The sequence below is a fragment of the Phaeobacter sp. HS011 genome, assembly GCF_018101215.1.
GTDB classification, from domain to species: Bacteria; Pseudomonadota; Alphaproteobacteria; order Rhodobacterales; family Rhodobacteraceae; genus Phaeobacter; species Phaeobacter inhibens.
Window position 1 is genome coordinate 92205 of sequence record NZ_JAGEUF010000002.1, and the last position, 23399, is coordinate 115603.

Sequence of the window (23399 nt, forward strand, 5' to 3'; positions counted from 1 at the left end):
GACATATCCGCGCCGGATCTATCAGGAACCTTCGGATCAGAGTTTGTTGATCGGCACCTTCAGGTAGACATTGCCGTCTGTATCGGTGTCCGGCATCTGGCCTGCGCGCATATTGACCTGCAAAGATGGCAGGATCAGACGCGGCATCGGCAGTGTTGCGTCGCGGGCATCCCGCATGGCGACGAAGTCCTCAATCGGACGGCCCTGACCAATATGGATGTTGAGCGCTTTCTGCTCGCCCACCGTGGTTTCCCAGGCGTAATCGTCTCTGCCCGGTGCCTTGTAGTCATGGCCGACGAAAATACGTGTCTCATCGGGGAGCGTCAGGATCTTCTGGATCGACTGAAACAGCGCTTCCGAAGAGCCACCGGGGAAATCGCAGCGGGCGGTGCCAAAGTCGGGCATGAACAGTGTATCGCCCACAAATGCAGCGTCTCCAATCACATAGGTGAGACAGGCAGGGGTGTGGCCCGGCGTGTGCAGCACATCACCGCGCAATTGCCCGATGTGGAAACTGTCGCCCTCCCTGAACAGCGCGTCAAACTGGCTGCCATCGCGTTGAAATTCTGTGCCTTCGTTGAAGACTTTGCCGAAGGTGTCCTGCACCAGGGTGATATTGGCACCGATGCCGATATTACCACCGAGATGCTCCTGAAGGTAGGGGGCTGCTGAGAGGTGATCGGCGTGAACGTGGCTTTCGAGGATCCACTCAACCCGCATACCCTCGGCCTTTACCCAGGCGATCATCTCATCGGCAGAGCGGGTGTCGGTGCGACCGGCTGCGTGATCGAAATCCAAAACGGAATCGATCAGGGCACAAGCAGTGCCATCGGGCTCGCGCACCAGATAGGATACGGTGTTTGTCTGTTCATCAAAAAACGCTTTGACGATCGGCTTCATGGGGGATCTCCTGCTGCTGCTTGTTACATATATTAAAAAGTGAATATGTACAAGAGCGCAGGCGATAAAACTTGAATGGACTTTGGTTAGCGGGTGCAGGCTGCCATGTTCGCCGCCATGACTTGCATGAGCGCAATTTCGCGTTATGGTTGATCTTGCTCAAAGTCACGTAGCGGGTTTCCTGCTATCGTTGCGACGGCGGTGAGGTGAGCGGCGATGACCTGTGTCAAGACTCGGGTGCCGGGATGGAGTTGGAGGCCGTTGTGCAGCCTCCCGCAATCCTGCTGGGTGTCCGGGCCATGCCGTTGATGCGGTCCGACGCGCAGGTCCAAGGGAGGAGTGCAGAATGACCAGTGATAACAGGAAGATCGACAATCTGATGCAGCAAGCGCAAGGGTTTGAACGCAGAATACTGGCCGCGCATCGGCTGGATCGGCTTGTCTTATATACTGAGTTCAGCCGAACCCTGGCACAGTTGCGGGTCGCGGGGGGCCGCGTTCCAAGCCGAATGCTGCGGTTGGAACAGATGCTCGGTGAGGAGGCGGCTGAAGAAATGTTCGACAACATGCCGGTCTGAGGCTGCGCCGACCCCGTCTGTTCGGGGCAATAGACCTAGATGCTGGATGCTGATGCAAGGGGGCTGCAGGGGAGCCGCCCGCTGTCGTGGTCATGACCGTTTTGAGTCAGCGATCAGCCGCCCAGTGTCAGCCCCAGCATGACCAGCATCAGCCCGATGACCGACAGAAACAACGCACCAAGATTATAGGGCAGGACTTTCTGAACCACAGCGCGCAGGGCATCGTCGTCCAGCTTCTGCCGTTTGGCCTGCATGACGCGCACCACGCTCCACATCAGCCCGATCAAACCCGCCACAGATACGGCCGCGCCGGCCCAAACCATAATCTCGTACATCGCACTCTCCAGTGGCGGCGCATCGCTGCGCCGGTCATGTTTGGCCTGCGCCTACCTGATTGCCAGGGGCAGGGCAAGCCAGCCGGGGTTAGGCGCGCGCACCGACTGTGGTTGTTTTTGCCTATTCGGGCGGGTCGGGTGCCCGATCTCCCTATCACCGCTTGCGGAGCAAGGGGTGCGATTGTATCTGGGGGGCTGATCCGAGTTTCCACCCTTTGCCGACGGAGCCCACGATGGATATGACCGAAGACGAAAAAAGCGACAGCTACCGTGTGACCGCTGGTGAATTGCGCCAGTTTATTGAACGGTTTGAGCGTCTGGACGCTGAGAAAAAAGATCTTGCTGAGCAGCAGAAAGAGATCATGGCCGAGGCCAAGGCGCGCGGCTATGACACCAAGGTGATCCGCAAGGTGATTGCGCTGCGCAAACGTGACAAAGATGATATCGCCGAAGAAGAGGCGGTTCTGGAAATGTACAAGGAAGCGCTTGGCATGTGAGCCGATACGGCTTCATCTGATGGCGCAAGCCTGTTTGGCCCTTCGCGATGGCGGAGGGCTTTTTTGTTCTTTAAGTTTGCATATTTTAAGCTTGAAGTAAATTTATTCCTGATGGATATTGGAACCCGTTAGGGATTGCGCGGATCGTCGCGCTCAGAACAGGAGCCAAACATGCCGACAGTGAATGTGCACCCCGAAGGCTGGAAACCGGCCAAAGGCTATGCCAACGGCATGATCGGCGAGGGGCGGATGCTGTTTGTTGGTGGCCAGATCGGTTGGACTGCGGATCAGGTCTTTGAGACGGACGACTTCATTGGCCAGATGAGCCAGGCGCTTGAGAATATTCTGACGGTCGTGCAGGAGGCCGGTGGCACCGCCAGCGACATCACCCGGCTGACCTGGTATGTGACCGACAAGGCTGAGTATCTGGCGCATCAGCGTGACGTCGGCTCGGCGTACCGCGCTGTCATGGGCTACCACTTTCCGGCGATGACGATGGTCGTGGTTGCGGGGCTTGTCGAAGATCGCGCGAAGATCGAGATCGAAGCCACCGCCATGCTCACCTAACCGAGTCTGCGCATCTATTCAGAGTTTTTGAAGCCGCTTTTCTGTACGATTGTATCGGGCAGAGGGGCGGCTTTTTTACTTTGCTTAGGGCAATGGTGCTGACCCTGTTTGGGTCGCAGTATTTGCGCAAATCGGCTTATCGGGGTGGTTTGCCCCAGCTGTCCAACTTTTGTGCGGGGCGGTATTTCTATTATTATTCAATGTGTTGCCGCGCTTTCTTCATGATGTCGCCTTGAAAAATCGACCGATCAAAAATTTTACCAGTTGATAAAAAATCAAACTGTGGCACTCTGATTTGCATAAAAAACAAATCCAGGGAGACACCCAATGGCGACCAGCCATCAGGCATCCGGCATCCAGGCAGGGCGTTTGTCCGCCTCAGAAATTGCCGATAACTTTGGAGATCTGCATCCGCAATATGAGGCGCATGAGGCGGCAGTGGCAGCGGATCGCTGTTATTTCTGCTACGATGCGCCCTGTATGACGGCATGTCCCACCTCCATCGACATTCCTCAATTCATTCGCGAGATCCAGACCGGTCACCCGGAAGCTGCGGCGAAGACTATTCTGGAACAGAATATCCTTGGCGGTATGTGCGCCCGGGTGTGTCCGACCGAAACACTCTGCGAGGAAGCCTGCGTCCGCGAAGCGGCAGAGGGCAAGCCGGTTGAGATCGGTCGCCTGCAACGCCATGCGACCGATACGTTGATGGAAAAGGGGGTACATCCCTTTACGCGCGCAGCCGCAACGGGCAAGCGGATCGCTGTTGTCGGTGCCGGACCCGCAGGATTGGCAGCAGCGCATCGTCTGGCAATGCTGGGCAATGACGTGGTCATCTATGAGGCCCGGCCAAAAGCGGGTGGCCTCAACGAATTCGGGATCGCTGCCTATAAATCGACTGAGAATTTTGCCAGTCGTGAAGTGGATTGGCTGCTTCAAATCGGTGGGATCACCGTCGAGTACGGTAAAAAACTCGGTGCGGAACTGAGCCTGGACGCGCTCAAGGCCGACTATGATGCAGTGTTCCTGTCTATCGGTCTTGGCGGCGTCAATGCGCTGCGTGCCGCTGGCGAGGACAAGGATGGCGTCCGTGATGCCGTCGATTTCATCGCCGAACTGCGTCAGGCTGATGATCTGACGAGCCTGCCGGTCGGGCGCAATGTTGTCGTGATCGGCGGCGGCATGACGGCAGTGGATGCTGCGGTGCAGTCCAAGCTTCTTGGTTCTGAGACTGTGACCATCGCCTACCGCCGCGGCCGTGACGCCATGGGCGCGAGCAGGTTTGAGCAGGATCTGGCCGCAACCAAGGGGGTGCGCCTGCTGTTCAATGTTCAGCCTGTCGCGGTGCATGGCAACGGTGCCTGTGCTGAAATTGAGCTGGAATATACCACGAACGACGATGGACAACTGAAAGGCACCGGAGAAACGCTGCGGATCGCGGCGGATCAGATCTACAAGGCGATCGGGCAGGCCCTCGAAGATCAGCCCGATGCGCTGATGCTTGAAGGGCGCAAGATCAAGGTGGACGCGCAGGGCCGCACGTCACTTGCCGGGGTCTGGGCCGGGGGGGATTGCGCCTCTGGCGGAGAAGACCTCACCGTGACAGCCGTCGCCGAAGGGCGCGACGCCGCTATGGATATCCACGCCAGCCTGATGGGCTAAGCCAGCCACAGGGCCAGACCCGGCCCTGTGTTGCCAGTGTAAGGAACAGACAAATGGCTGATCTGACAGCAGATTTTCTGGGGATCAAATCTCCGAACCCGTTCTGGCTCGCCTCCGCGCCGCCGACGGACAAAGAATACAACGTGCGCCGTGCTTTTGAGGCCGGCTGGGGCGGGGTGGTCTGGAAGACCCTCGGCTCCGAGGGCCCTCCCGTCGTCAATGTAAATGGGCCGCGCTATGGCGCGATCTGGGGGGCGGATCGCCGCCTTCTGGGGCTCAACAATATCGAACTGATCACCGACCGCCCGCTTGAGGTGAATCTGGAAGAGATCACCCGTGTGAAGAAGGACTACCCGGATCGTGCGATCATCGTCTCCCTGATGGTGCCCTGTGAAGAGCAGGCCTGGAAGGATATCCTGCCGCGCGTCGAAGCCACCGGTGCTGACGGGATCGAGCTGAACTTTGGTTGCCCGCATGGGATGGCGGAACGTGGTATGGGCTCTGCCGTGGGGCAGGTGCCGGAATACATCCAGATGGTCACGGAATGGTGCAAGAAATACTACTCCAAGCCGGTGATCGTGAAGCTGACGCCGAATATTACCGACATTCGCCACCCTGCGCGGGCGGCAAAAGCGGGCGGTGCGGATGCTGTCAGCCTGATCAACACCATCAACTCCATCGTTTCGGTAAATCTTGATGCAATGGCGCCTGAGCCGACCATCGGCGACAAAGGTACACACGGCGGTTATTGCGGTCCGGCGGTGAAGCCGATTGCGCTGAATATGGTGGCTGAAATTGCCCGTTGTCCGCAAACTCATGGTCTGCCGATTTCGGCCATCGGCGGCGTGACAACCTGGCGCGATGCCGCGGAGTTCATGACCATGGGCGCTGGCAATGTGCAGGTCTGCACCGCTGCCATGACTTATGGTTTTAATGTCGTGAAGGAGATGATCTCCGGCCTGAACCAGTGGATGGACGATAAAGGTTATGACCGGCTGGATGATTTTGTCGGCAAAGCTGTCCCCAATGTCACCGACTGGCAGTATCTGGATCTGAACTACGTCGCCAAAGCCAAGATCAATCAGGATGATTGCATCAAATGCGGCCGCTGCTTTGCCGCTTGCGAAGACACCTCGCATCAGGCCATCGCGATGAGCGAGGACCGCGTCTTCACCGTGAAAGACGATGAATGCGTGGCCTGTAATCTCTGCGTGAATGTTTGCCCGGTCGAAGGCTGCATCACCATGGAAGAGGTGCCGGCCGGGCAGATTGATGAGCGTACGGGCGAGGTTGTTTCCGACGATTATGCCAATTGGACAACCCATCCGAACAACCCGGCGGTGACCGCTGCTGAGTAAGCGGGGATCACTGGCCCGCAATGGCCGGTGTGAGTGATATGAGAAACGGCGCGTCCTGACCGGCGCGCCGTTTTTTGTCCGTCCTGTAAAAAAGGAGAGCGGTCAGCGAATGCCGGTGGCAGCGGGTGTCAGCATGCGTCGGAACATCCGATCCAGATGCTCTGGTGCCGCATCAAAGGGATCCTCATCCCCCATCAACGTCCGCACCTGGACATCGAAATCCGCATAATGCTGGGTCAGCGACCAGACCGAAAACAGTAGGTGTTTCGGATGGGTCGGGTTCAGCTTCCCAGCGATCATCCAGCCTTCGATCAGATCCGCTTTTTCTTCCAGCAGAGGTTTGAGATCCTTGGACAGGGTGTCCAGCATTCGCGGTGCACCCTGCACGATCTCATTGGCAAACAGTCGACTTTCGCGCGGGAAGTCCCGGCTCATCTGCAATTTGCGCTGCACATAGGCTAGCAATTCCTCCAGCGGATCGCCCTCGGGGTCGATGGCGCGCAGCGGGTCAAGCCAGGTGTCGAGCAATCCGGACAACAGTTCCGTGAAAATTGCTTCCTTCGAGGGGAAGTAATAAAGCAGATTGGGCTTGCTTAACCCGGCAGCGCGGGCAATCTGGTCCACGGTCGCACCGCGAAATCCGCTGTTGGAAAACACCTCAAGGGCTGCCTCCAGAATAGTGGCGCGATTCTTTTTCTGAATGCGGGTCGGGCTGCGATCCTTGGGCATCGGGCTGTTCGGGCTCTTCCTGGGGGCCGCAACACCGCTGCGCGCCTGATTTTCACTCAACCGGCTCTGCCTGCCGGAGTTTTCTTGCTTCGTTAGACGCAATTTCTTGACTGAATGTCCACCCGTGATAGCCTGAGTTTGACCAGTTGGTCAAATCATGACCAGCGTTTCAAAGCCACCGACAAGGCGCAAAGCCGCACGTCCCTGCGAAAAAGCAGGGCAACAGGGAAGGAAGCTGAGATGACGTCGCTTGGACAGAATCTGAAGATCAATGGCGACAGGCTGTGGGACAGCCTGATGGAAATGGCAAAAATGGGCCCCGGTGTCGCAGGCGGCAACAACCGTCAGACCCTTACCGATGCGGATGCCGAAGGGCGGGCACTGTTTCAGTCCTGGTGCGAGGCAGCGGGTTGCACCATGGGGCTGGACACGATGGGCAATATGTTTGCCCGGCGCGAAGGGACCGACCCCGATGCGCTGCCGGTTTATATGGGATCTCATCTGGATACGCAGCCCACAGGGGGCAAATATGACGGTGTCCTTGGGGTGTTGGGCGGGTTGGAAGTTGTCCGCACGCTCAATGATCTTGGGATCAAGACCAAACATCCGATTGTCGTGACCAATTGGACCAATGAGGAGGGCACGCGGTTTGCGCCTGCGATGCTGGCCTCTGGTGTTTTTGCCGGAAAACACACGCAGGACTGGGCCTACGCGCGCGAAGACGCTGACGGAAAAACATTCGGTGACGAGTTGAAGCGCATCGGCTGGGTCGGTGACGAGCAGGTTGGCGCCCGCAAGATGCACGCGATGTTTGAGCTGCATATTGAACAAGGGCCGATCCTTGAAGTGGAAAACAAGGATATCGGCGTTGTCACCCATGGTCAGGGACTGTGGTGGCTGCAGTGCACCGTCACTGGCAAAGATGCCCATACAGGCTCCACCCCGATGAACATGCGGGTCAATGCGGGCCTAGGTATGGCCCGGATGACCGAGGCGGCACATCAGATCGCCATGGCCCATCAACCCCATGCCGTGGGCGCTGTTGGTCACTGCGATGTTTATCCCAATTCACGCAATGTGATCCCTGGAAAGGTGGTTTTCACGGTCGATTTCCGGTCTCCGGATTTGGAGAAACTGACCTCCATGCGGGCGCAATATGAGGTGAAGGCGAAGGAAATCGCTGATGAGCTTGGCCTTGGACTTGAGATTGAGCCGGTCGGGCATTTTGATCCTGTCACCTTTGACGAGGGCTGCGTGACCGCGGTGCGCTCCGCTGCTGAACGGCTGGGGTACAGCCATATGGATATCGTGTCCGGCGCCGGGCATGACGCCTGCTGGATCAATGATCTGGCCCCGACCGCGATGATTATGTGCCCCTGCGTCGACGGGCTAAGCCACAACGAGGCCGAGGATATCTCCAAGGACTGGGCGGCAGCTGGCACAGATGTCATGTTGCACGCAGTTCTGGAGACTGCCGAAATCATCGCATAGGGCGCGCGCCCCCGTCGCGTCCGCGCGGCTCCCCCGAGGATAATCTGGGCCAGAAGATGTCCGTGCCATTGGGGGTGTAATAAGAAAGATGCGGCAATGACCGCGCTCTCACAGGGAGATAGACCATGGCGAAAGTCATCAAGAACGGCACCATCGTGACGGCGGATCTGACCTACAAGGCGGATGTGCTGATCGAAAACGGTGTAATCATCGAGATCGGTCAGGGACTGAAAGGGGATGAGGAGCTGGACGCGACCGGCTGCTATGTGATGCCGGGCGGCATTGATCCGCATACACATTTGGAGATGCCCTTTATGGGGACATACTCCAGTGATGATTTTGAGAGTGGGACGCGGGCGGGGCTTGCTGGCGGCACCACCATGGTGGTGGATTTTGCGCTGCCCAACCCGGGCGAGAGCCTGCTGGACGCGTTGAAGCGCTGGGACAACAAATCGACCCGTGCCAATTGTGACTACTCTTTCCATATGGCGGTGACCTGGTGGGGGGAGCAAGTCTTTGACGATATGAAAACCGTCATCGAGACCCGCGGCATCAACACCTTCAAACACTTCATGGCCTACAAGGGCGCATTGATGGTGAATGATGATGAGCTTTACGCCTCCTTCCAGCGACTGGCCGAATTGGGCGGCATCGCCATGGTGCATGCGGAAAATGGCGATGTGGTGGCGGAACTCTCGGCCAAGCTGTTGGCAGAGGGCAATACCGGTCCTGAGGCGCATGCCTATTCCCGTCCGCCGCAGGTTGAAGGTGAGGCCACCAACCGGGCCATCATGATCGCTGATATGGCTGGCGTGCCGCTTTATGTGGTGCATACGTCCTGCGAGGACAGTCACGAGGCCATTCGCCGTGCCCGCATGCAGGGGAAACGCGTCTGGGGTGAGCCGTTGATCCAGCATCTGACCCTGGATGAAAGCGAGTATTTCAATACGGATTGGGACCATGCGGCGCGCCGGGTCATGTCGCCGCCGTTCCGCAACAAGCAGCATCAGGATAGCCTGTGGAATGGGTTGCAGTCTGGCTCGCTGTCGGTTGTGGCAACGGATCACTGTGCCTTTACCACCGAGCAGAAGCGCACCGGTGTGGGCGATTTTACCAAGATCCCAAATGGCACCGGCGGTTTGGAAGACCGGATGCCGATGCTGTGGACGCATGGGGTGGCCACAGGCCGCCTGACGCCGAATGAGTTTGTCGCCGTGACGTCGACCAATATTGCCAAAATCCTGAATTGCTACCCCAAGAAAGGTGCGGTTCTGGTCGGGGCGGATGCGGATCTGGTGGTCTGGGATCCTGAAAAAACCAAGGTGATATCGGCGGCGAGCCAGCAGTCGGCGATCGACTACAACGTTTTTGAAGGGCATGAGGTGAAGGGATTGCCGCGCTTTACCCTGACCCGTGGCCATGTGGCGGTTCATGACGGCGAGATCCGCTGTCAGGAAGGCCATGGCACCTTCGTTGAGCGCGAGGCCAATGCTACCGTGAACAAGGCGTTGTCGACCTGGAAAGATCTGACGGCGCCGCGTCCGGTGGAACGGTCGGGTATTCCGGTGACAGGTGTGTAATTCAGGGACGGGCTGCCACTATTGGCGGCCCGTTTTCCTGTGTGAAATCAAGGCGAATAGATGAATATGGAAACGACCACCCAGGCGCTCAAATCCCAGGCCGCCGCTTCCGATATCACCCCGCAGGCGCCGGTCATAGAGGCGCGCAACCTGGACCTGACCTTCCAGACCAACGACGGGCCGGTGCATGCGCTGAAGGATGTGAGCCTAGAAATCAACAAGGGCGACTTTGTCTCCTTCATCGGCCCGTCCGGATGTGGCAAGACCACGTTCTTGCGCTGCATCGCGGCGTTAGAACAACCCACTGGCGGCGCGCTGACTGTCAATGGAATGACGCCGGATGAGGCCCGCAGGCAACGCGCCTACGGCTATGTGTTTCAGGCTGCCGGGCTATATCCCTGGCGGACGATCGCCAAGAACATCAAACTGCCACTTGAAATTATGGGCTACTCCAAGGCTGAGCAGGCCACGCGGGTCGAACAGGTCTTGGAGCTGGTGGAGCTGGCAGGGTTTGGCGGTAAATACCCCTGGCAGCTGTCTGGTGGTATGCAGCAGCGGGCCAGCATTGCACGGGCTTTGGCGTTTGATGCGGATATCCTGTTGATGGATGAGCCGTTTGGGGCGCTGGATGAGATCGTCCGGGATCACCTGAATGAGCAGCTTCTGAAGCTTTGGGCGCGCACTGACAAGACCATCGGTTTTGTCACGCATTCCATTCCGGAGGCGGTCTATCTGTCCACGAAGATCGTTGTGATGTCACCGCGCCCGGGGCGCATTCACGATGTGATCGACAGCCCGCTGCCAAAGGAGCGGCCTTTGGATATTCGCGATAGCGCCGAGTTTATCGAGATCGCCCACCGGGTCCGCGACGGTCTGCGCGCGGGACATGCCGATGACTGATCAGCCCAACGGCAGAGATAGGCCAGCGGAAAATTTGAATTTCCCCGGAAATTTTCCTCGGAGAAACTTGGCGTGGCATGTGAATACGTGGAAAGGGGCAGGATCATGAAAACGGTGCTTGCTGTCTTAAGCGTGCTCGCGGCAATTGCTGTGATCTGGTACGCGGCCTGCGTTCCCATGAACATCAAGGGGGTTCTGGATGCGGCGGAGCGTTCGGGTGCTGAGGTGGTTCCTGCCACCGCCCGAGAGCGTCGCGACATGGGCTCGTTTGGACTGGTTGCGACCAATTCCTTTGCCATAAGAGATGTCTGGTCGCAGGACCGGCCGCGACTGCCAGCGCCGCATCAGGTGGCAGTGGAGCTATGGGAGACCACGGTCGAGAAGAAGATCACCTCAAAGCGGAGCCTGATCTATCATGGGCAGGTGACGCTTTCGGCGACATTGCTGGGGTTTGTCATCGGCACCGGTCTGGGGATCCTGTTGGCGGTCGGCATCGTGCATAGCCGGGTGATGGACATGTCGGTGATGCCTTGGGCGATTGTCAGCCAGACCATTCCAATTATCGCTCTGGCACCGATGATCATCGTTGTGTTGTATTCCATTGGCGTGCAAGGGATTTTGCCAAAGGCGGTGATCTCGGCCTATCTTAGTTTCTTCCCGGTTGTTGTCGGCATGGTCAAGGGGCTTCGCAGCCCGGATCAGATGCAGCTGGATTTGCTGAAGACCTATAACGCCAGTCTGGGGCAGGGGTTCTGGAAGCTCCGCCTGCCGGCATCGATGCCCTATCTGTTTGCGTCTTTGAAAATTGGCATCGCAGCCTCGCTTGTAGGGGCCATCGTCGGGGAGTTGCCGACCGGTGCCGTCGCAGGGCTGGGTGCGCGGCTTCTGGCGGGCAGCTACTATGGGCAGACCGTGCAGATCTGGTCAGCGCTGTTTGCCGCTGCAATTCTGGCCGCCGCACTGGTTGCCCTGCTGGGCGTGATTGAGCGGCTGGTTCTGAAACGCATGGGGGTTCAGGCATGAGCACTGCAAGGATTGAGAGCGCTGCCCTCGCCGCTCTGCGGCTCACCCGGGATATTTCGGGCCAGAAAAACGGGGGGCGTGGTCAATGATGATGGTATCTATGGCGCTGCTTGTGTGGTGTGGCGGCTGGTGGCTGAATGGCAGACTGGCCAATAGTCCGGCGTCGAATACGTCTGCAGTGAAACTGCTGGTTCCGGCCATCTTCGGCGTGACGCTGCTAATTGTCTGGGAGCTGTTGGTGAGAGGGCTTGAGGTGTCGTTGGTCATCCTGCCAGCCCCCAGCGTGATCGCCGCACGCTTTGCCACCAGCCTGCCGATTTTGTGGCAGGATTTTCAGCAGACCATTCTGAAGGGCGCGCTGTCCGGCTATATCATTGGTTGCGGTGCTGCGTTGCTGATGGCGATTGCGGTAGACCGCAGCGATTTCCTGCGTCGTGGGCTGTTGCCAGTGGGGAATTTTGTCGCCGCGCTGCCCATTGTCGGTACGGCACCTATTCTGGTGATGTGGTTTGGGTTTGACTGGCAGTCAAAAGCGGCGGTGGTTGTGGTGATGGTGTTCTTCCCGGTCCTTGTGAATACGGTGGCGGGGCTGCGCGAAACCTCAGCGATGCAACGTGACCTGATGCAGACCTATGCGGCCAGCTATTGGCAGAGTTTCTTCAAACTGCGCCTGCCGGCCGCGCTGCCGTTTGTCTTCAACGGGCTGAAGATCTCCACGACGCTGGCGCTGGTAGGAGCCATTGTGGCGGAGTTCTTTGGCTCACCAACCGTGGGGATGGGATTTCGTATCTCGACCTCGGTGGGGCAGCTGGCGCTGGATATGGTCTGGGCCGAGATCCTTGTGGCGGCACTGGCCGGGTCAGCATTTTATGGCATGATGGCGCTGATTGAGAAAACGCTCACCTTCTGGCACCCGTCGCAACGGGGGTAGGCAGCTTGGCGACCTGCGGTTTGGAAGTTGGCGTCAACCGGTAGAAAACCTTTGGAGACAGCGGGGTAACTCGCGCAGAATTCAGGAATACAACCAGATATAACAACAGGGAGAAGACAGATGAAAACACTGCTGACCGCCGCCGCCATGGCGCTGGGAGCTGCATCGGTGGCGCAGGCCGCCGATGAGGTGAAGCTGCAGCTGAAATGGGTCACCCAGGCCCAGTTTGCAGGCTATTATGTTGCATTGGATCAGGGCTTCTACGAGGCTGAGGATCTGGATGTCACCATTCTGCCTGGTGGCCCAGATATTGCGCCAACCCAGGTGATTGCCGGGGGCGGCGCGGATGTTACAGTGGAGTGGATGCCAGCCGCCCTTGCCGCGCGCGAAAAGGGGCTGCCGCTGGTCAATATCGCCCAGCCGTACAAGAGTTCCGGCATGATGCTCACCTGTTGGAAAGACACCGGCATTGCAGCGCCTGAAGATCTGGCCAACCGAACCCTTGGCGTCTGGTTCTTCGGCAATGAATTTCCCTTTATGAGCTGGATGAGTCAGCTGGGCATTTCGACCGAAGGGAAAGGCGAAAAAGGTGTCGAGGTTCTGAAACAGGGTTTCAATGTCGATCCTCTGTTGCAGCGTCAGGCCGATTGTATTTCGACCATGACCTATAATGAGTATTGGCAGGTGATTGACGCGGGCGTGGCTCCGGATGAGCTGATTACCTTCAAATATGAAGACCAGGGCGTGGCAACGCTTGAGGATGGTCTTTATGTGCTGGAAGAGAACCTGAACGATCCGGCCTTTGTCGACAAGATGCAGCGGTTTGTGCGCGCCTCGATGAAAGGGTGGAAATGGGCTGAGGAAAATCCGGACGACGCGGCGGAGATTGTGTTGGACAATGATGCCTCCGGCGCTCAGACCGAGGAGCACCAGAAGCGGATGATGTCTGAGGTGGCGAAGCTCACGGCCGGCAGCAATGGTGCGCTGAGTGAAGCTGATTACCAGCGTACGGTGAAGACGCTGCTTGATGGTGGCTCAAGCCCGGTGATCACCAAAGAGCCCGAGGGCGCCTGGACGCATGTCATTACTGACGCTGCGCTGAACTAAAACTCGCCTAGGTGAGGTTTTTCCCGTCCGCTCCCGCGGGCGGGATTTTTATTTGCCGTGAGATATGTGTTTAACGTGTTGTTTTTTGCGTAGTGATGACGCCGACACCCTCGGAAATTAAAAGGACCAAGATGATGAGAGACAGTTTGCGGCAGAAGATCGTCACGGTTTGCGACGAGAAGATAGCAAAAAAGGGAGAAAATGTGGGGCTGTCCTTTTATGCCTTTTTTGCCAACCGGAATGACGATCCGGTGCAGCTAATGGAGGCGGCGGAATGGTGGATCAAGCGCCATCAGCTGGATCATTTTGAAAAAGCTGTGAAGATTAGGGAGATGGTGAAGGCTGATCTTTGATTAGGACGGTCATCAGGTGTCCGTCGTTATGTGGCCTGTAGTCCTGACTGTAGATCAGTTTGGAAAGGCCCGCCTCAGGACGGGTGCTGATACCGGAAAAAACACTCTCTTTCCGTTGAAGGAAACTCGTTTTTTTGCTTCGGGCATGGCGTATATTTAAGGATAAATGACAGTTAAAAGTTGAGTCATATTTTCGATTACCCGTTACAGCCGGGGATTCCATGTTAGCTTTATATCATCAAACGATGGAGCGTATTGGCTGTGGTTTGGTTCTCAATCCGAAGGGAGAGACCATGACTAACTGGGAAAATGTCCAACTGTGTCTGCGCTCTCAGCCCGATGTGCGGGATATGGCCGAGCGCAAGACAGCGGTGCGGGTGTCGCATCCCGGATCCTCCTACCGGCGTTACAATCCGGAAAGCCAGGTCCGTTGGCCGCTGGCCGACCTTTGTGAGGCGGCGGCGCGGCGCCGGGGGCAGCACCGCACGGGCACCGGGTCCATGCGGGGGGCTGATCAGGTGCTGGTGATGTATGATGCCGGGGGCGAGGCCGGGGTGTCATGGCTGAAAGATCGGATATCGCTGACCGGCATGGATGTTACTGCGGCATCGACCAGGGGCCTGGAGCGTGCCGGTCATGCCGATCTGTTGCATGCGATCTCCGACGGTTTCGACTGGGTTCTCCTGGAAGCGGCATTGGAGGAGAACGCGCGTCTCGCGCAGCTGCGTGAGATGGAGCTGGCGGCCTGCCTTGGACTGGAAGACCGCGTTGTCCTGTTTCATTCCTCGGAACATCTGGAGCAATTGCTGACGGAGGGGATTTCACAGCTTCCGGTGCTGGAACATCGCCGCATCGACAGTGAGAGCAAGGCCAAGCCGACCCGTCGGCGCGAGGCCTTGCAGCTGTTTGCCACTGTGACTCTGTCCGAAGAGATGGATGTGATTGCCTTACCGCAGGATGCGCCCTACGGCGGGATTGAGCTGACCGGTGATTGCACCCTCTGTCAGGCCTGCACCTGGGTGTGCCCTACCAATGCGCTGATCGGGGCTGAGAATGGCGGCGGGCTGGACTTCGTCGAGGCGGACTGCATGCAATGCGGGTTATGTGTGTCGGTTTGTCGCCAAAACGCGATCCGGCTGGTGCCACGGTTGGAGCTGTCACGACACCGAATGCCGGTGTCGCTGACACATCAGGATTTTTTCTGGTCAGATGGGGTGTCCGGCTGCAGTACTGCAGATGCTGCTCCAGCGAGCCTGCAGCAGCCGTGTCTGGTGTCGACGGACGGAACTCCGATTGCGGCTGCGTCGGAAAATCAATCTCTCCGGGATGACCGGGACGACGATGATCAGCAGGGGCCAGATGATTGGCCCAATGGCGGCCCGGGCAATTGGGCAGGAGAGGGGGGTGCGGATGTTACGGACCGGGCACCTGTGACAGGGCCAGCGCTGCGACAGCTCGCGGAGATGCGCCGTGCACCATGGCCGGATCTGGCGCGCATTCTGGCATTCTTTGGGGCTGATCGGGCAGATAAGTTATCCTAGAGCGCGATTTCGCCACCGTCACAGATTGCGCGGCTAACCTTGCTCCAGAAAACCGCCATATTGACCCCGCTTGAAGATCAGGCCTTTGCCGGGACGGCTGGTAGTGCGCAGGACCGCACCCACCAGAATGCTGTGATCGCCGCCATCGTGGCAGGCATGCCGACGGCAATCGAAACGGGCAATGACATTGGGCAGCACGGGCACGCCATTGTCGTTCTCATGCTTTGGCACGCAGGAAAAATCCTCGCCGTTGCGGGCAAAATGCATCGCCATGTCCAACTGATCCTCTGCCATCACGTGGATGGCAAAATGGGAGGCCGCGATAAAGGGATCGTGACGCTTGGACTGCCGGGCAGGACACCAAAGCAACAGCGGCGGATCCATGGAGACCGATGTGAAGCTATTTGCCGTGATTGCGAGTCCTCCGCGGTCCGTGCGGGTGGTCACAACAGTGACGCCGGTGCCAAAGCAGCCCAGGGCATCGCGATAGGCCCGCAGGCTGTCTGGGCCGGGAATAAAGCTGGTTTCGGACATATCGCGCGCGCTTTCACTTCAGGTCTGTGCTGGGTGCCATGGGAGGGATCCCATGTCTACCCGCTTCCAATGTGGCATGCGCATCGACAAAAGCCAGAGCAGATTGAAAACAGGCCCACATTTTTATGCGGGCCTGTTCAATAGGTTGGTGGCCGGGCGATGTGCTGGCGCCTGACCGGCTCTGGTGTTTCAGGATGTCGCTCAGGCGGTTGCCGATTTGACCACCGCGCTCAGTGCGGTGGCAATCTGGTTGATCTCGCCCATGGCATCGATTCGGTTCAACACGCCCTTGCCGTCATAGTAGCTGATCAGCGGGGCCGTCTGCGCATGATAGGCGGCCAGTCGACTGGTGACAGTCTCGGCGTTGTCATCGGCGCGACGCGTCATGTCGGTGCTGCCACAGGCATCGCAGGTTCCAGCCATGCGCGGTTGTTTGAACTGATCATGATAGCCTTCGCCGCAGCCGCCACAGGTGTAGCGCCCGGCCACGCGGGCCACCATGGCGGCGTCATCCACCTCAAGGCTGACAGCCGCGTTGATCTGCTGACCCGATTCCGCCAGCAGCCGGTCCAGCGCCTCGGCCTGCACCGTGGTGCGGGGGAACCCGTCGAGGATCACGCCCTTGGCACAGTCTGGCTCGGCCAGCCTGTCGCGCAGAATGTTGATGACGATCTCATCGCTGACCAGCTCCCCGGCCTCCATCACTGCCTTCGCCGCAAGACCCGCAGGGGTGCCAGCGGCTACAGCCGCCCGCAATAGATCGCCGGTCGAGAGTTGCACCAGACCAAAACCCTGTTCCAGTTTGCGCGCTTGCGTCCCTTTACCGGCACCAGGAGGGCCGAGCAGGATCAAAACAGCGGGGCGGGTAAGAACTGCGGTGTCCATGTCTGCAATCATCCTTTGTCGGCTCGGTTTACGATCAAATCATCCACCACCGACGGATCGGCGAGGGTTGAGGTGTCGCCAAGACTGCCAAAATCATTCTCCGCAATCTTGCGCAGAATGCGGCGCATAATCTTGCCGGAGCGGGTTTTCGGCAGGCCCGGCGCCCATTGGATCACATCAGGAGAGGCAATCGGGCCGATCTCCGTCCGGACCCAGGTGCGCAGCTCCTTCACCAGCTCATCCGACGGTTCGCGGTCGTTCATCAGGGTGACATAGCAATAAATGCCTTGTCCCTTGATGTCGTGCGGGTAGCCTACCACGGCGGCCTCCGCTACGGCGGCGTGGGCGACCAGCGCGCTTTCGACCTCGGCTGTGCCCATGCGGTGACCGGAGACATTGATCACGTCATCGACGCGGCCCGTGATCCAATAGTCGCCGTCCTCGTCGCGACGGCAGCCATCACCGGTGAAGTAGTAGCCTTTGTAGTCCGAGAAATACGTCTTCTCGAACCGCTCATGGTCGCCCCAGACGGTGCGCATCTGGCCGGGCCAGCTGTCCTTGATGCAGAGCACACCTTCGACGCCGTTACCGGTGATTTCCGCGCCGGATTGCGGGTCCAGAACCACGGGAGCCACGCCAAAGAAGGGCTTCATCGCCGCACCGGGTTTGGTTGCATGGGCACCGGGCAGGGGGGTCATCAGGTGACCACCGGTTTCGGTCTGCCACCACGTGTCGACAATAGGACATTTTCCTTTGCCGACGATATCATTGTACCAGTTCCAGGCTTCGGGATTGATCGGCTCGCCCACGGTGCCAAGGGTGCGCAGAGAGGACAGATCGCATTTTTCGACCCATTCGTTGCCCTGACCCATCAGGGCGCGCAGTGCAGTGGGGGCGGTGTAGAACTGCGTCACCTTATGCTTGTCGCAGACCTGCCAGAACCGGCTGGCGTCCGGGTAGGTCGGCACGCCTTCGAACATCAGCGTGGTGGCACCATTGGCCAGCGGCCCATAGACGATATAACTGTGGCCGGTTACCCAGCCCACATCCGCCGTACACCAGTAGATGTCGCCGTCATGGTAATCAAAGGTGATCTCATGGGTCATCGCGGCATAGGTCAGGTAGCCGCCGGTGGTGTGTACAACCCCCTTGGGCTGGCCGGTGGAGCCGGAGGTGTAGAGGATGAATAGCGGGTCCTCGGCGTTCATCTCTGCTGGTTTGGAGTAGTCGTCCGCCTCCAACGCCATTTCGTTGTAGTCATAGTCGCGCCCGTCGATCCAGGTGGTCTGGCCGCCGGTGCGTTTGACCACCAGACATTTCACAGTGTCCTTGGTGTGCAAGAGCGCGGCGTCGGCGTTGGATTTCAGCGGGGTCTTGCGGCCACCACGGGGGGCCTCATCCGCGGTGATGAGGACCTTGGCATCGCAGCCATTGATCCGCGCCGCCAGGGCATCTGGCGAGAAACCGGCAAAGACAATGGAGTGAATTGCGCCGATACGGGCGCAGGCCAGCATGGCATAGGCGGCTTCGGGGATCATCGGCAGGTAGATCACCACGCGATCCCCTTTGCGCACGCCCATCGTCTCCAGCACGTTGGCCATACGGCAGACGCGGGTATGGAGCTGCTTGTAAGAAATGTGCTGTGCAGCCTCATCGGGGCTGTCGGGCTCCCAGATGATCGCCGTCTGATCGCCGCGGGTGTCAAGGTGGCGGTCGATGCAGTTGGCAGCGACATTCAGCGTGCCTTCTGCGTACCAGTTGATCGAGACATTACCGAGCGTGAAGTCCACGTCCTTCACTTGGGTGAAGGGTTTGATCCAGTCGATCCGCTCCGCCTGCTGACGCCAGAAACCTTCTGGATCCTGCATAGAAGCGGCGTACATCTCATCATATTGTGCGGCGTTAACATGGGCACGCGCAACCGTCTCCTCCGACGGCGCATAGGCTTTGCTGTCGCTCTCCTGGGTCATCTTGTGTCCCTCCCTCCAGTCTGTTCTCGGAATGGCACACCACAGCGCACAGCGAGATGTGTCAAACCTTTTCCGTCCTCCGCAGCGATAATACCCAAGCTTGAAAATAAGGAAATAAGTGTCCATGGAATAAGGGTTTACCTGTAAATCTATTTCCCTTTCAGAGGTTTGATTGTAAATTTGATGGGTTTATATGAGGGTGATCTGTTGTTTATCATAGTGTTGGCTGTAAATCCTTGGCCTCGCTCGTGAGGCTGTAATTCGAAGCAGGGCGCAGTGCTGGCGCTATCAGCCAGCGGCGACTGGCCCCATCGCCTGCGGCAAACTGTGTCAGGCTGTCGCGCGTCAGACCGTGCCGGGTGCACTCTTGGTGGCTAGAAATGATCCATATGCCCACGATGTGAGCAGGTTTTGTGCCCATGCCGCACGGCTGTCTTGTGGGGTTGGCAGCGCCTTGGCTTGGCGCTAGCGTGGTGCCAGATGCTCGTCGCTTTGTACCTCCAAGGGACCGTGATCTCATGATTGTGGGCAGGCCTGCGCTCAGATGCTTGAGCGGCTGGCAGGGGGACAATGGGGCAAGAGTACAAACTGGGAGGAACTCATGAACACTTATCTGACCGTCGCAACTGCGGCGATTGCGGGCCTGTCCATTGCAGGCAGTGCGGCCGCCACCGAATGGAATGTTTCCGTCTGGGGCAAACGCCGTGCCTTTACCGAACATGTTGAAAAGCTGGCTGAGCTGGTCTCTGAGAAAACCGGCGGCGAGTTCACCATGAACATCAGCTACGGTGGCCTGTCGAAGAACAAGGAGAATCTCGACGGGATCTCCATCGGTGCCTTCGAGATGGCGCAGTTCTGCGCGGGCTATCACCGGGACAAGAACCCGACAATTACCGTGCTGGAGCTGCCATTCTTGGGTGTTGCGAACCTTGAGGAAGAGGTGGCGGTCAGCCACGCGGTTTATGCGCATCCCGCCGTGCAGAAAGATCTGGCGCGCTGGAACGCGAAGCTGCTGATGACCTCGCCGATGCCGCAGTACAATATCGTCGGCACTGGCAAAGCCCGTGACGAGTTGGGCGAATTCAAGGATATGCGGGTGCGCGCCACTGGCGGCATCGGTAAGGCGTTTTCGGCCGTTGGGGCCGTTCCGACCTCCGTGACCGCGACCGAAGCCTATAATGCCATGGAATCCGGCGTTGTTGACACCGTTGCCTTTGCCCAGCATGCACATCTGAGCTTTGGCACCATCAACAAGGCCGACTGGTGGACCGAGAACCTCAACCCCGGCACCGTGAACTGCCCGGTTGTTGTGAACACCGATGCCTATGAGGCGCTGAGCGATGCTGAGCGCGAGGCGCTCGACAGTTCTGTTGACGAGGCGATCGCACATTACCTCGCCAACTACGGTGCTCTGCTTGAGAAATGGGACAGTGTTCTGGCCGAAAAAGGCGTCGAAAAGGTCACCATTTCCGAGGATCAGCTGGCAGAGTTCCGTAAAGTGGCCGCCGATCCGATCCGCGAACAGTGGATTGCAGACATGAGCGCGCAGGGCCTACCTGCACAAGAGCTCTATGATCTGGTGCAGAAAACCCTGAGCGATCAGCGGTCAGGCAGCTGATCTCCAGAGAGTTGTAAAGGGGGCCGGGCAGTTTTGCGCCGGCCCTTTATTGCGTGAATTTAGACTAGAGAAAACGGGGGCAGGGCATGGCAGGCAGTGCGGCGGTGCTGGAAGATGGCAGCCTGATCAGCAGGTGGGACAGGCAACTGCTGCGGTTGGAGCGCGTGATGGCGTTGATCAGCGGCCTTGCGGTGTTTTCACTGATGGTGCTGGCGGTGGTGTCGGTTGGTGGGCGCAACGCGTTCAACGCGCCCTTGCCGGGGTATGTTGACTGGATCGAACAGGTGATGCCGCTGATTGCCTTCATGGGTATTTCCTTTGTGCAGCGGGATGGCAGCCATATCCGGATGGATCTGGTGATCTCTGCCCTGCGCGGGCGGGCGCTTTGGCTGTTTGAATTGATTTCTGTCCTGCTGATCCTGGCTCTCATGCTCGCGCTGCTTTGGGGGAGCGGGTCACATTTTCTCCGCTCCTTTGATTTTGCCGCACCGCTATGGAGCCGCGACAGCTCGATCGATATTGGCCTGCCGATCTGGCCTGCCAAGTTGCTGGCGCCTGTGGCGTTTGCAGTGCTGTGCCTGCGGCTGTTGCTGCAGGTTTGGGGCTACGGTCGGGCGCTGGTGCTGGGGCTGGCGCGCCCCGCCGCAGTGCCACTGGTGCAAAGCGCGGCTGAACAGGCCGCGGCAGAAGCTGAACATCTGGGCGGAGTGTCAACCTCCGCCAGCGACCGCGACTAAGGGGCAGGTAATGGAACCTATCGAAATCGGCCTCTGGGTCAGCGGCTTTCTTCTGGCGACGGTACTTCTGGGAATGCGGGTCGCTTTTGCCGCCGGTCTTGCCGGGCTGGTTGGCCTTGTGTGGATTTTCTGGGCCAAGTTTGGCTATGATCCTGAGCGTTTCACTAAGGCGGTGACCATTGCGGTGAAGACCGCCGGGCAAGTGCCTCATTCCAAGGTCTCTAGTCAGGCGCTCAGCCTTATCCCGACCTTTATCCTGATCGGCTATCTTGCCTATTATGCGGGCCTCACCAAGGCGCTGTTTGAGGCTGCGAAGCGCTGGCTCGCATGGGTGCCGGGTGGTCTTGCGGTTTCCACCGTTTTTGCCACCGCTGGCTTTGCCGCGGTCTCTGGCGCGTCGGTTGCGACCTCGGCTGTCTTTGCGCGCATCGCCATCCCGGAGATGCTGAAAATTGGCTATGACAAACGCTTCGCGGCGGGCGTGGTTGCGGCTGGGGGCACGCTGGCCTCGCTTATTCCACCATCGGCCATTTTGGTGATTTATGCGATCATCGTTGAGCAGGACGTGGGAAAACTGCTGCTTGCAGGCTTTATCCCAGGTGCCTTCTCAGCGGTGGTTTACGGTTTGCTGATCATAGGTATGGCGATGACGATCAAGGGGTTTGGCCCCGCCGTCACCGGCTTCACCTGGAAGGAGCGGCTTGTCTCTTTGCCGCCTGCGTTGCCGATCCTTTTCGTCGTCGCAACAATTATCCTGTTTGTCTACAATCCCTTTGGTGGTGATGCCTGGGGTACGCCAACCGAAGGCGGCGCAATCGGGGCCTTTGTGGTGTTTCTGATGGCGCTTTATCGCGGCATGCGGTGGGCGGAGTTGAAAGACGCGCTGTTGGAGACGGCCAAACTGTCGGTGATGATCTTCACCATCATCTGGGGTGTGCTGATTTACGTGCGCTTTCTGGGCTTCGCCGAGCTGCCGGCGGCGTTTTCAGACTGGATCACCTCGCTGACGCTCTCGCCGATGCTGATCCTGATCTGCATCCTGCTGGCCTATGCGGTTCTTGGCATGTTCATGGATGCGATTGGTATGCTGCTGCTCACTCTGCCGGTGGTCTACCCGGCTGTGATGGCGCTCAATGGCGGCGAATATGTTTCAGCGGCGGAGAGCACCTTTGGCATGTCCGGTCCGATGTGTGCGATCTGGTTTGGTATTCTGGTGGTCAAAATGGCCGAATTCTGTCTGATTACCCCGCCCATTGGTCTGAACTGTTTCGTTGTGGCGGGGGTACGCGACGATCTGACGGTGCAGGATGTGTTCAAAGGTGTGACACCGTTCTTCATTGCGGATGGGATCACCATCGCGATTCTGGTTGCCTTCCCGTCAATTGTACTGTGGCTGCCCAGCCTCGCCTGATGTTTTTGCCTAGCTTACAAATTTGTAAGGCAGCGGATGAGACCATGTAAGTCTGAACCGCCAAGTTCCTCTCATCAACCGGGGCGCAGTGATCGCCCCGGTCCCACCAAGAGAGGACACCCCATGGTTACCAAGACCACCACCGGTATCGTCATGACTGCCACGCTGATCGCCTTTGGCTTTGCAGCACAGACAGCGCGCGCCGAGACGATTTTTGAACCGGATCTGACCTATGAACAGATGCTGAACGCCCCCATCGGTGTTGAGCAGGCCATGTCCATCGCCAAGGAGCAGGCAAAAGGGCGTGTGATCGAGCTCAGCATGGAAGAGTTCAACAGCAAGCCGGTCTATGAGGCCACCATCGCCGCGCCCACCAGTCTGACGGAAGTCATCATCAGCGCCGATGATGGGGCCGTACTCAGCACCGCGCGCCAGACTGCGGCGACCCCGGAGTTGATGCAACAGTTGATCGAAGAAGATATCGAAGATGTGATGGAATTCGCAGCGTTGATGGATGGCGCGATGTTCAATGGTGACAGTCACGACGATGATGATGGCGACGATGAACACTGCGCCGCGCAGGACGACAAGGGCTAAGCCACCGCTTGGATTTAGCTGCTGTCCGGGGCGCAGGGTTTGACGCCCGATGCTCGGAGCACCCGGACAGCAGAAGCGACTTAAAAGACATGCGAT

23 protein-coding genes are annotated in these 23399 nt (G+C 58.5%); 17 read left to right on the top strand and 6 right to left on the bottom strand.

Features of this window, described 5'->3' with window-relative positions:
* Positions 1 to 36: 36 nt before the first annotated feature.
* Complete coding sequence (locus J4721_RS03960; RefSeq protein ID WP_211002143.1) at positions 37 to 900, bottom strand: MBL fold metallo-hydrolase; 864 nt, start codon at positions 898 to 900, stop codon at positions 37 to 39.
* Positions 901 to 1246: 346 nt separating this feature from the next.
* Between J4721_RS03960 and J4721_RS03965 the strand changes: the two genes are divergently transcribed.
* Positions 1247 to 1477 carry a hypothetical protein gene (locus J4721_RS03965; protein WP_027247495.1) on the top strand — a complete coding sequence of 77 codons (231 nt, stop codon included), beginning with the start codon at positions 1247 to 1249 and terminating at the stop codon, positions 1475 to 1477.
* 113 nt (positions 1478 to 1590) lie between these two features.
* Here the strand turns inward: J4721_RS03965 and J4721_RS03970 are convergent, their stop codons facing one another.
* Entirely contained in the window at positions 1591 to 1812 is a 222-nt protein-coding gene (locus tag J4721_RS03970) for a hypothetical protein (RefSeq protein ID WP_014874403.1), read from the bottom strand.
* Between the two features lie 233 nt (positions 1813 to 2045).
* Here J4721_RS03970 and J4721_RS03975 point away from each other — a divergent pair, with 233 nt between their 5' ends.
* The 4 genes from J4721_RS03975 to preA all read left to right on the top strand — a co-directional run bounded on the left by J4721_RS03975 (position 2046) and on the right by preA (position 5896).
* Positions 2046 to 2309: a DUF2312 domain-containing protein gene (locus J4721_RS03975; protein WP_014874404.1), complete on the top strand. Its 264-nt coding sequence runs from the start codon at positions 2046 to 2048 to the stop codon at positions 2307 to 2309.
* A gap of 171 nt (positions 2310 to 2480) precedes the next feature.
* Positions 2481 to 2876, top strand: a complete 396-nt coding sequence (locus tag J4721_RS03980; protein ID WP_102854466.1) for a RidA family protein — start codon at positions 2481 to 2483, stop codon at positions 2874 to 2876.
* A 327-nt stretch (positions 2877 to 3203) separates the two neighbouring features.
* Positions 3204 to 4538: an NAD(P)-dependent oxidoreductase gene (locus tag J4721_RS03985; protein ID WP_211002144.1), complete on the top strand. Its 1335-nt coding sequence runs from the start codon at positions 3204 to 3206 to the stop codon at positions 4536 to 4538.
* 53 nt (positions 4539 to 4591) lie between these two features.
* Complete coding sequence (gene preA / locus J4721_RS03990) at positions 4592 to 5896, top strand: NAD-dependent dihydropyrimidine dehydrogenase subunit PreA (protein ID WP_014874407.1); 1305 nt, start codon at positions 4592 to 4594, stop codon at positions 5894 to 5896.
* 102 nt (positions 5897 to 5998) lie between these two features.
* Here the strand turns inward: preA and J4721_RS03995 are convergent, their stop codons facing one another.
* Positions 5999 to 6625, bottom strand: a complete 627-nt coding sequence (locus J4721_RS03995; protein ID WP_102848985.1) for a TetR family transcriptional regulator C-terminal domain-containing protein — start codon at positions 6623 to 6625, stop codon at positions 5999 to 6001.
* 240 nt (positions 6626 to 6865) lie between these two features.
* Between J4721_RS03995 and J4721_RS04000 the strand changes: the two genes are divergently transcribed.
* The 8 genes from J4721_RS04000 to J4721_RS04035 all read left to right on the top strand — a co-directional run bounded on the left by J4721_RS04000 (position 6866) and on the right by J4721_RS04035 (position 15551).
* Positions 6866 to 8116, top strand: a complete 1251-nt coding sequence (locus J4721_RS04000; protein WP_211002145.1) for a Zn-dependent hydrolase — start codon at positions 6866 to 6868, stop codon at positions 8114 to 8116.
* 125 nt (positions 8117 to 8241) lie between these two features.
* Positions 8242 to 9696, top strand: coding sequence for a dihydropyrimidinase (gene hydA / locus J4721_RS04005; RefSeq protein WP_014874410.1), 1455 nt, complete (start codon positions 8242 to 8244; stop codon positions 9694 to 9696).
* A gap of 60 nt (positions 9697 to 9756) precedes the next feature.
* Positions 9757 to 10596, top strand: coding sequence for an ABC transporter ATP-binding protein (locus tag J4721_RS04010; RefSeq protein WP_061049273.1), 840 nt, complete (start codon positions 9757 to 9759; stop codon positions 10594 to 10596).
* A gap of 105 nt (positions 10597 to 10701) precedes the next feature.
* Positions 10702 to 11619 (top strand): ABC transporter permease, encoded by a 918-nt coding sequence (locus J4721_RS04015; protein WP_027247488.1) that lies wholly within the window; start codon positions 10702 to 10704, stop codon positions 11617 to 11619.
* 85 nt (positions 11620 to 11704) lie between these two features.
* On the top strand, positions 11705 to 12550 hold the full coding sequence (locus J4721_RS04020; RefSeq protein WP_014879788.1) for an ABC transporter permease: 846 nt from the start codon (positions 11705 to 11707) through the stop codon (positions 12548 to 12550).
* A gap of 120 nt (positions 12551 to 12670) precedes the next feature.
* Positions 12671 to 13657: an ABC transporter substrate-binding protein gene (locus J4721_RS04025; protein ID WP_014874414.1), complete on the top strand. Its 987-nt coding sequence runs from the start codon at positions 12671 to 12673 to the stop codon at positions 13655 to 13657.
* Between the two features lie 134 nt (positions 13658 to 13791).
* Positions 13792 to 14010, top strand: coding sequence for a DUF6500 family protein (locus J4721_RS04030; protein WP_014879790.1), 219 nt, complete (start codon positions 13792 to 13794; stop codon positions 14008 to 14010).
* 293 nt (positions 14011 to 14303) lie between these two features.
* The gene (locus tag J4721_RS04035; RefSeq protein ID WP_247655848.1) at positions 14304 to 15551 is read left to right on the top strand and encodes a 4Fe-4S dicluster domain-containing protein; all 1248 of its coding nucleotides are present in this window, start codon (positions 14304 to 14306) and stop codon (positions 15549 to 15551) included.
* A 33-nt stretch (positions 15552 to 15584) separates the two neighbouring features.
* Here the strand turns inward: J4721_RS04035 and J4721_RS04040 are convergent, their stop codons facing one another.
* The 3 genes from J4721_RS04040 to acs form a co-directional block, all read right to left on the bottom strand.
* Positions 15585 to 16085, bottom strand: coding sequence for a flavin reductase family protein (locus J4721_RS04040; RefSeq protein ID WP_014879792.1), 501 nt, complete (start codon positions 16083 to 16085; stop codon positions 15585 to 15587).
* Positions 16086 to 16286: 201 nt separating this feature from the next.
* The gene (locus J4721_RS04045) at positions 16287 to 16970 is read right to left on the bottom strand and encodes an adenylate kinase (RefSeq protein WP_102855812.1); all 684 of its coding nucleotides are present in this window, start codon (positions 16968 to 16970) and stop codon (positions 16287 to 16289) included.
* A gap of 8 nt (positions 16971 to 16978) precedes the next feature.
* Complete coding sequence (gene acs / locus J4721_RS04050; protein ID WP_211002147.1) at positions 16979 to 18940, bottom strand: acetate--CoA ligase; 1962 nt, start codon at positions 18938 to 18940, stop codon at positions 16979 to 16981.
* 601 nt (positions 18941 to 19541) lie between these two features.
* Between acs and J4721_RS04055 the strand changes: the two genes are divergently transcribed.
* The 4 genes from J4721_RS04055 (at position 19542) to J4721_RS04070 (ending at position 23303) form a co-directional block, all read left to right on the top strand.
* On the top strand, positions 19542 to 20558 hold the full coding sequence (locus J4721_RS04055; protein ID WP_102848989.1) for a C4-dicarboxylate TRAP transporter substrate-binding protein: 1017 nt from the start codon (positions 19542 to 19544) through the stop codon (positions 20556 to 20558).
* An 86-nt stretch (positions 20559 to 20644) separates the two neighbouring features.
* On the top strand, positions 20645 to 21295 hold the full coding sequence (locus J4721_RS04060; RefSeq protein WP_014874420.1) for a TRAP transporter small permease subunit: 651 nt from the start codon (positions 20645 to 20647) through the stop codon (positions 21293 to 21295).
* Positions 21296 to 21305: 10 nt separating this feature from the next.
* Positions 21306 to 22706 carry a TRAP transporter large permease gene (locus J4721_RS04065; RefSeq protein WP_014879798.1) on the top strand — a complete coding sequence of 467 codons (1401 nt, stop codon included), beginning with the start codon at positions 21306 to 21308 and terminating at the stop codon, positions 22704 to 22706.
* Positions 22707 to 22829: 123 nt separating this feature from the next.
* Positions 22830 to 23303 (top strand): PepSY domain-containing protein, encoded by a 474-nt coding sequence (locus tag J4721_RS04070; protein ID WP_014874422.1) that lies wholly within the window; start codon positions 22830 to 22832, stop codon positions 23301 to 23303.
* Positions 23304 to 23399 lie beyond the last annotated feature (96 nt).

Excerpts from the sequence above, each read along its gene's own strand:
- J4721_RS03995 (WP_102848985.1), bottom strand. The coding sequence starts at position 6,625 with ATGCCCAAGGATCGCAGCCCGACCCGCATTCAGAAAAAGAATCGCGCC.
- J4721_RS04060 (WP_014874420.1), top strand. The coding sequence starts at position 20,645 with ATGGCAGGCAGTGCGGCGGTGCTGGAAGATGGCAGCCTGATCAGCAGG.
- J4721_RS04040 (WP_014879792.1), bottom strand. The coding sequence starts at position 16,085 with ATGTCCGAAACCAGCTTTATTCCCGGCCCAGACAGCCTGCGGGCCTAT.
- J4721_RS04065 (WP_014879798.1), top strand. The coding sequence starts at position 21,306 with ATGGAACCTATCGAAATCGGCCTCTGGGTCAGCGGCTTTCTTCTGGCG.
- J4721_RS04025 (WP_014874414.1), top strand. The coding sequence starts at position 12,671 with ATGAAAACACTGCTGACCGCCGCCGCCATGGCGCTGGGAGCTGCATCG.
- J4721_RS03960 (WP_211002143.1), bottom strand. The coding sequence starts at position 900 with ATGAAGCCGATCGTCAAAGCGTTTTTTGATGAACAGACAAACACCGTA.
- J4721_RS04055 (WP_102848989.1), top strand. The coding sequence starts at position 19,542 with ATGAACACTTATCTGACCGTCGCAACTGCGGCGATTGCGGGCCTGTCC.
- hydA (WP_014874410.1), top strand. The coding sequence starts at position 8,242 with ATGGCGAAAGTCATCAAGAACGGCACCATCGTGACGGCGGATCTGACC.
- preA (WP_014874407.1), top strand. The coding sequence starts at position 4,592 with ATGGCTGATCTGACAGCAGATTTTCTGGGGATCAAATCTCCGAACCCG.
- J4721_RS03985 (WP_211002144.1), top strand. The coding sequence starts at position 3,204 with ATGGCGACCAGCCATCAGGCATCCGGCATCCAGGCAGGGCGTTTGTCC.
- J4721_RS03965 (WP_027247495.1), top strand. The coding sequence starts at position 1,247 with ATGACCAGTGATAACAGGAAGATCGACAATCTGATGCAGCAAGCGCAA.
- J4721_RS04045 (WP_102855812.1), bottom strand. The coding sequence starts at position 16,970 with ATGGACACCGCAGTTCTTACCCGCCCCGCTGTTTTGATCCTGCTCGGC.
- J4721_RS04030 (WP_014879790.1), top strand. The coding sequence starts at position 13,792 with ATGAGAGACAGTTTGCGGCAGAAGATCGTCACGGTTTGCGACGAGAAG.
- J4721_RS03980 (WP_102854466.1), top strand. The coding sequence starts at position 2,481 with ATGCCGACAGTGAATGTGCACCCCGAAGGCTGGAAACCGGCCAAAGGC.
- J4721_RS04015 (WP_027247488.1), top strand. The coding sequence starts at position 10,702 with ATGAAAACGGTGCTTGCTGTCTTAAGCGTGCTCGCGGCAATTGCTGTG.
- J4721_RS04070 (WP_014874422.1), top strand. The coding sequence starts at position 22,830 with ATGGTTACCAAGACCACCACCGGTATCGTCATGACTGCCACGCTGATC.
- J4721_RS03970 (WP_014874403.1), bottom strand. The coding sequence starts at position 1,812 with ATGTACGAGATTATGGTTTGGGCCGGCGCGGCCGTATCTGTGGCGGGT.
- J4721_RS04020 (WP_014879788.1), top strand. The coding sequence starts at position 11,705 with ATGATGATGGTATCTATGGCGCTGCTTGTGTGGTGTGGCGGCTGGTGG.
- J4721_RS04000 (WP_211002145.1), top strand. The coding sequence starts at position 6,866 with ATGACGTCGCTTGGACAGAATCTGAAGATCAATGGCGACAGGCTGTGG.
- acs (WP_211002147.1), bottom strand. The coding sequence starts at position 18,940 with ATGACCCAGGAGAGCGACAGCAAAGCCTATGCGCCGTCGGAGGAGACG.
- J4721_RS04035 (WP_247655848.1), top strand. The coding sequence starts at position 14,304 with ATGACTAACTGGGAAAATGTCCAACTGTGTCTGCGCTCTCAGCCCGAT.
- J4721_RS04010 (WP_061049273.1), top strand. The coding sequence starts at position 9,757 with ATGAATATGGAAACGACCACCCAGGCGCTCAAATCCCAGGCCGCCGCT.
- J4721_RS03975 (WP_014874404.1), top strand. The coding sequence starts at position 2,046 with ATGGATATGACCGAAGACGAAAAAAGCGACAGCTACCGTGTGACCGCT.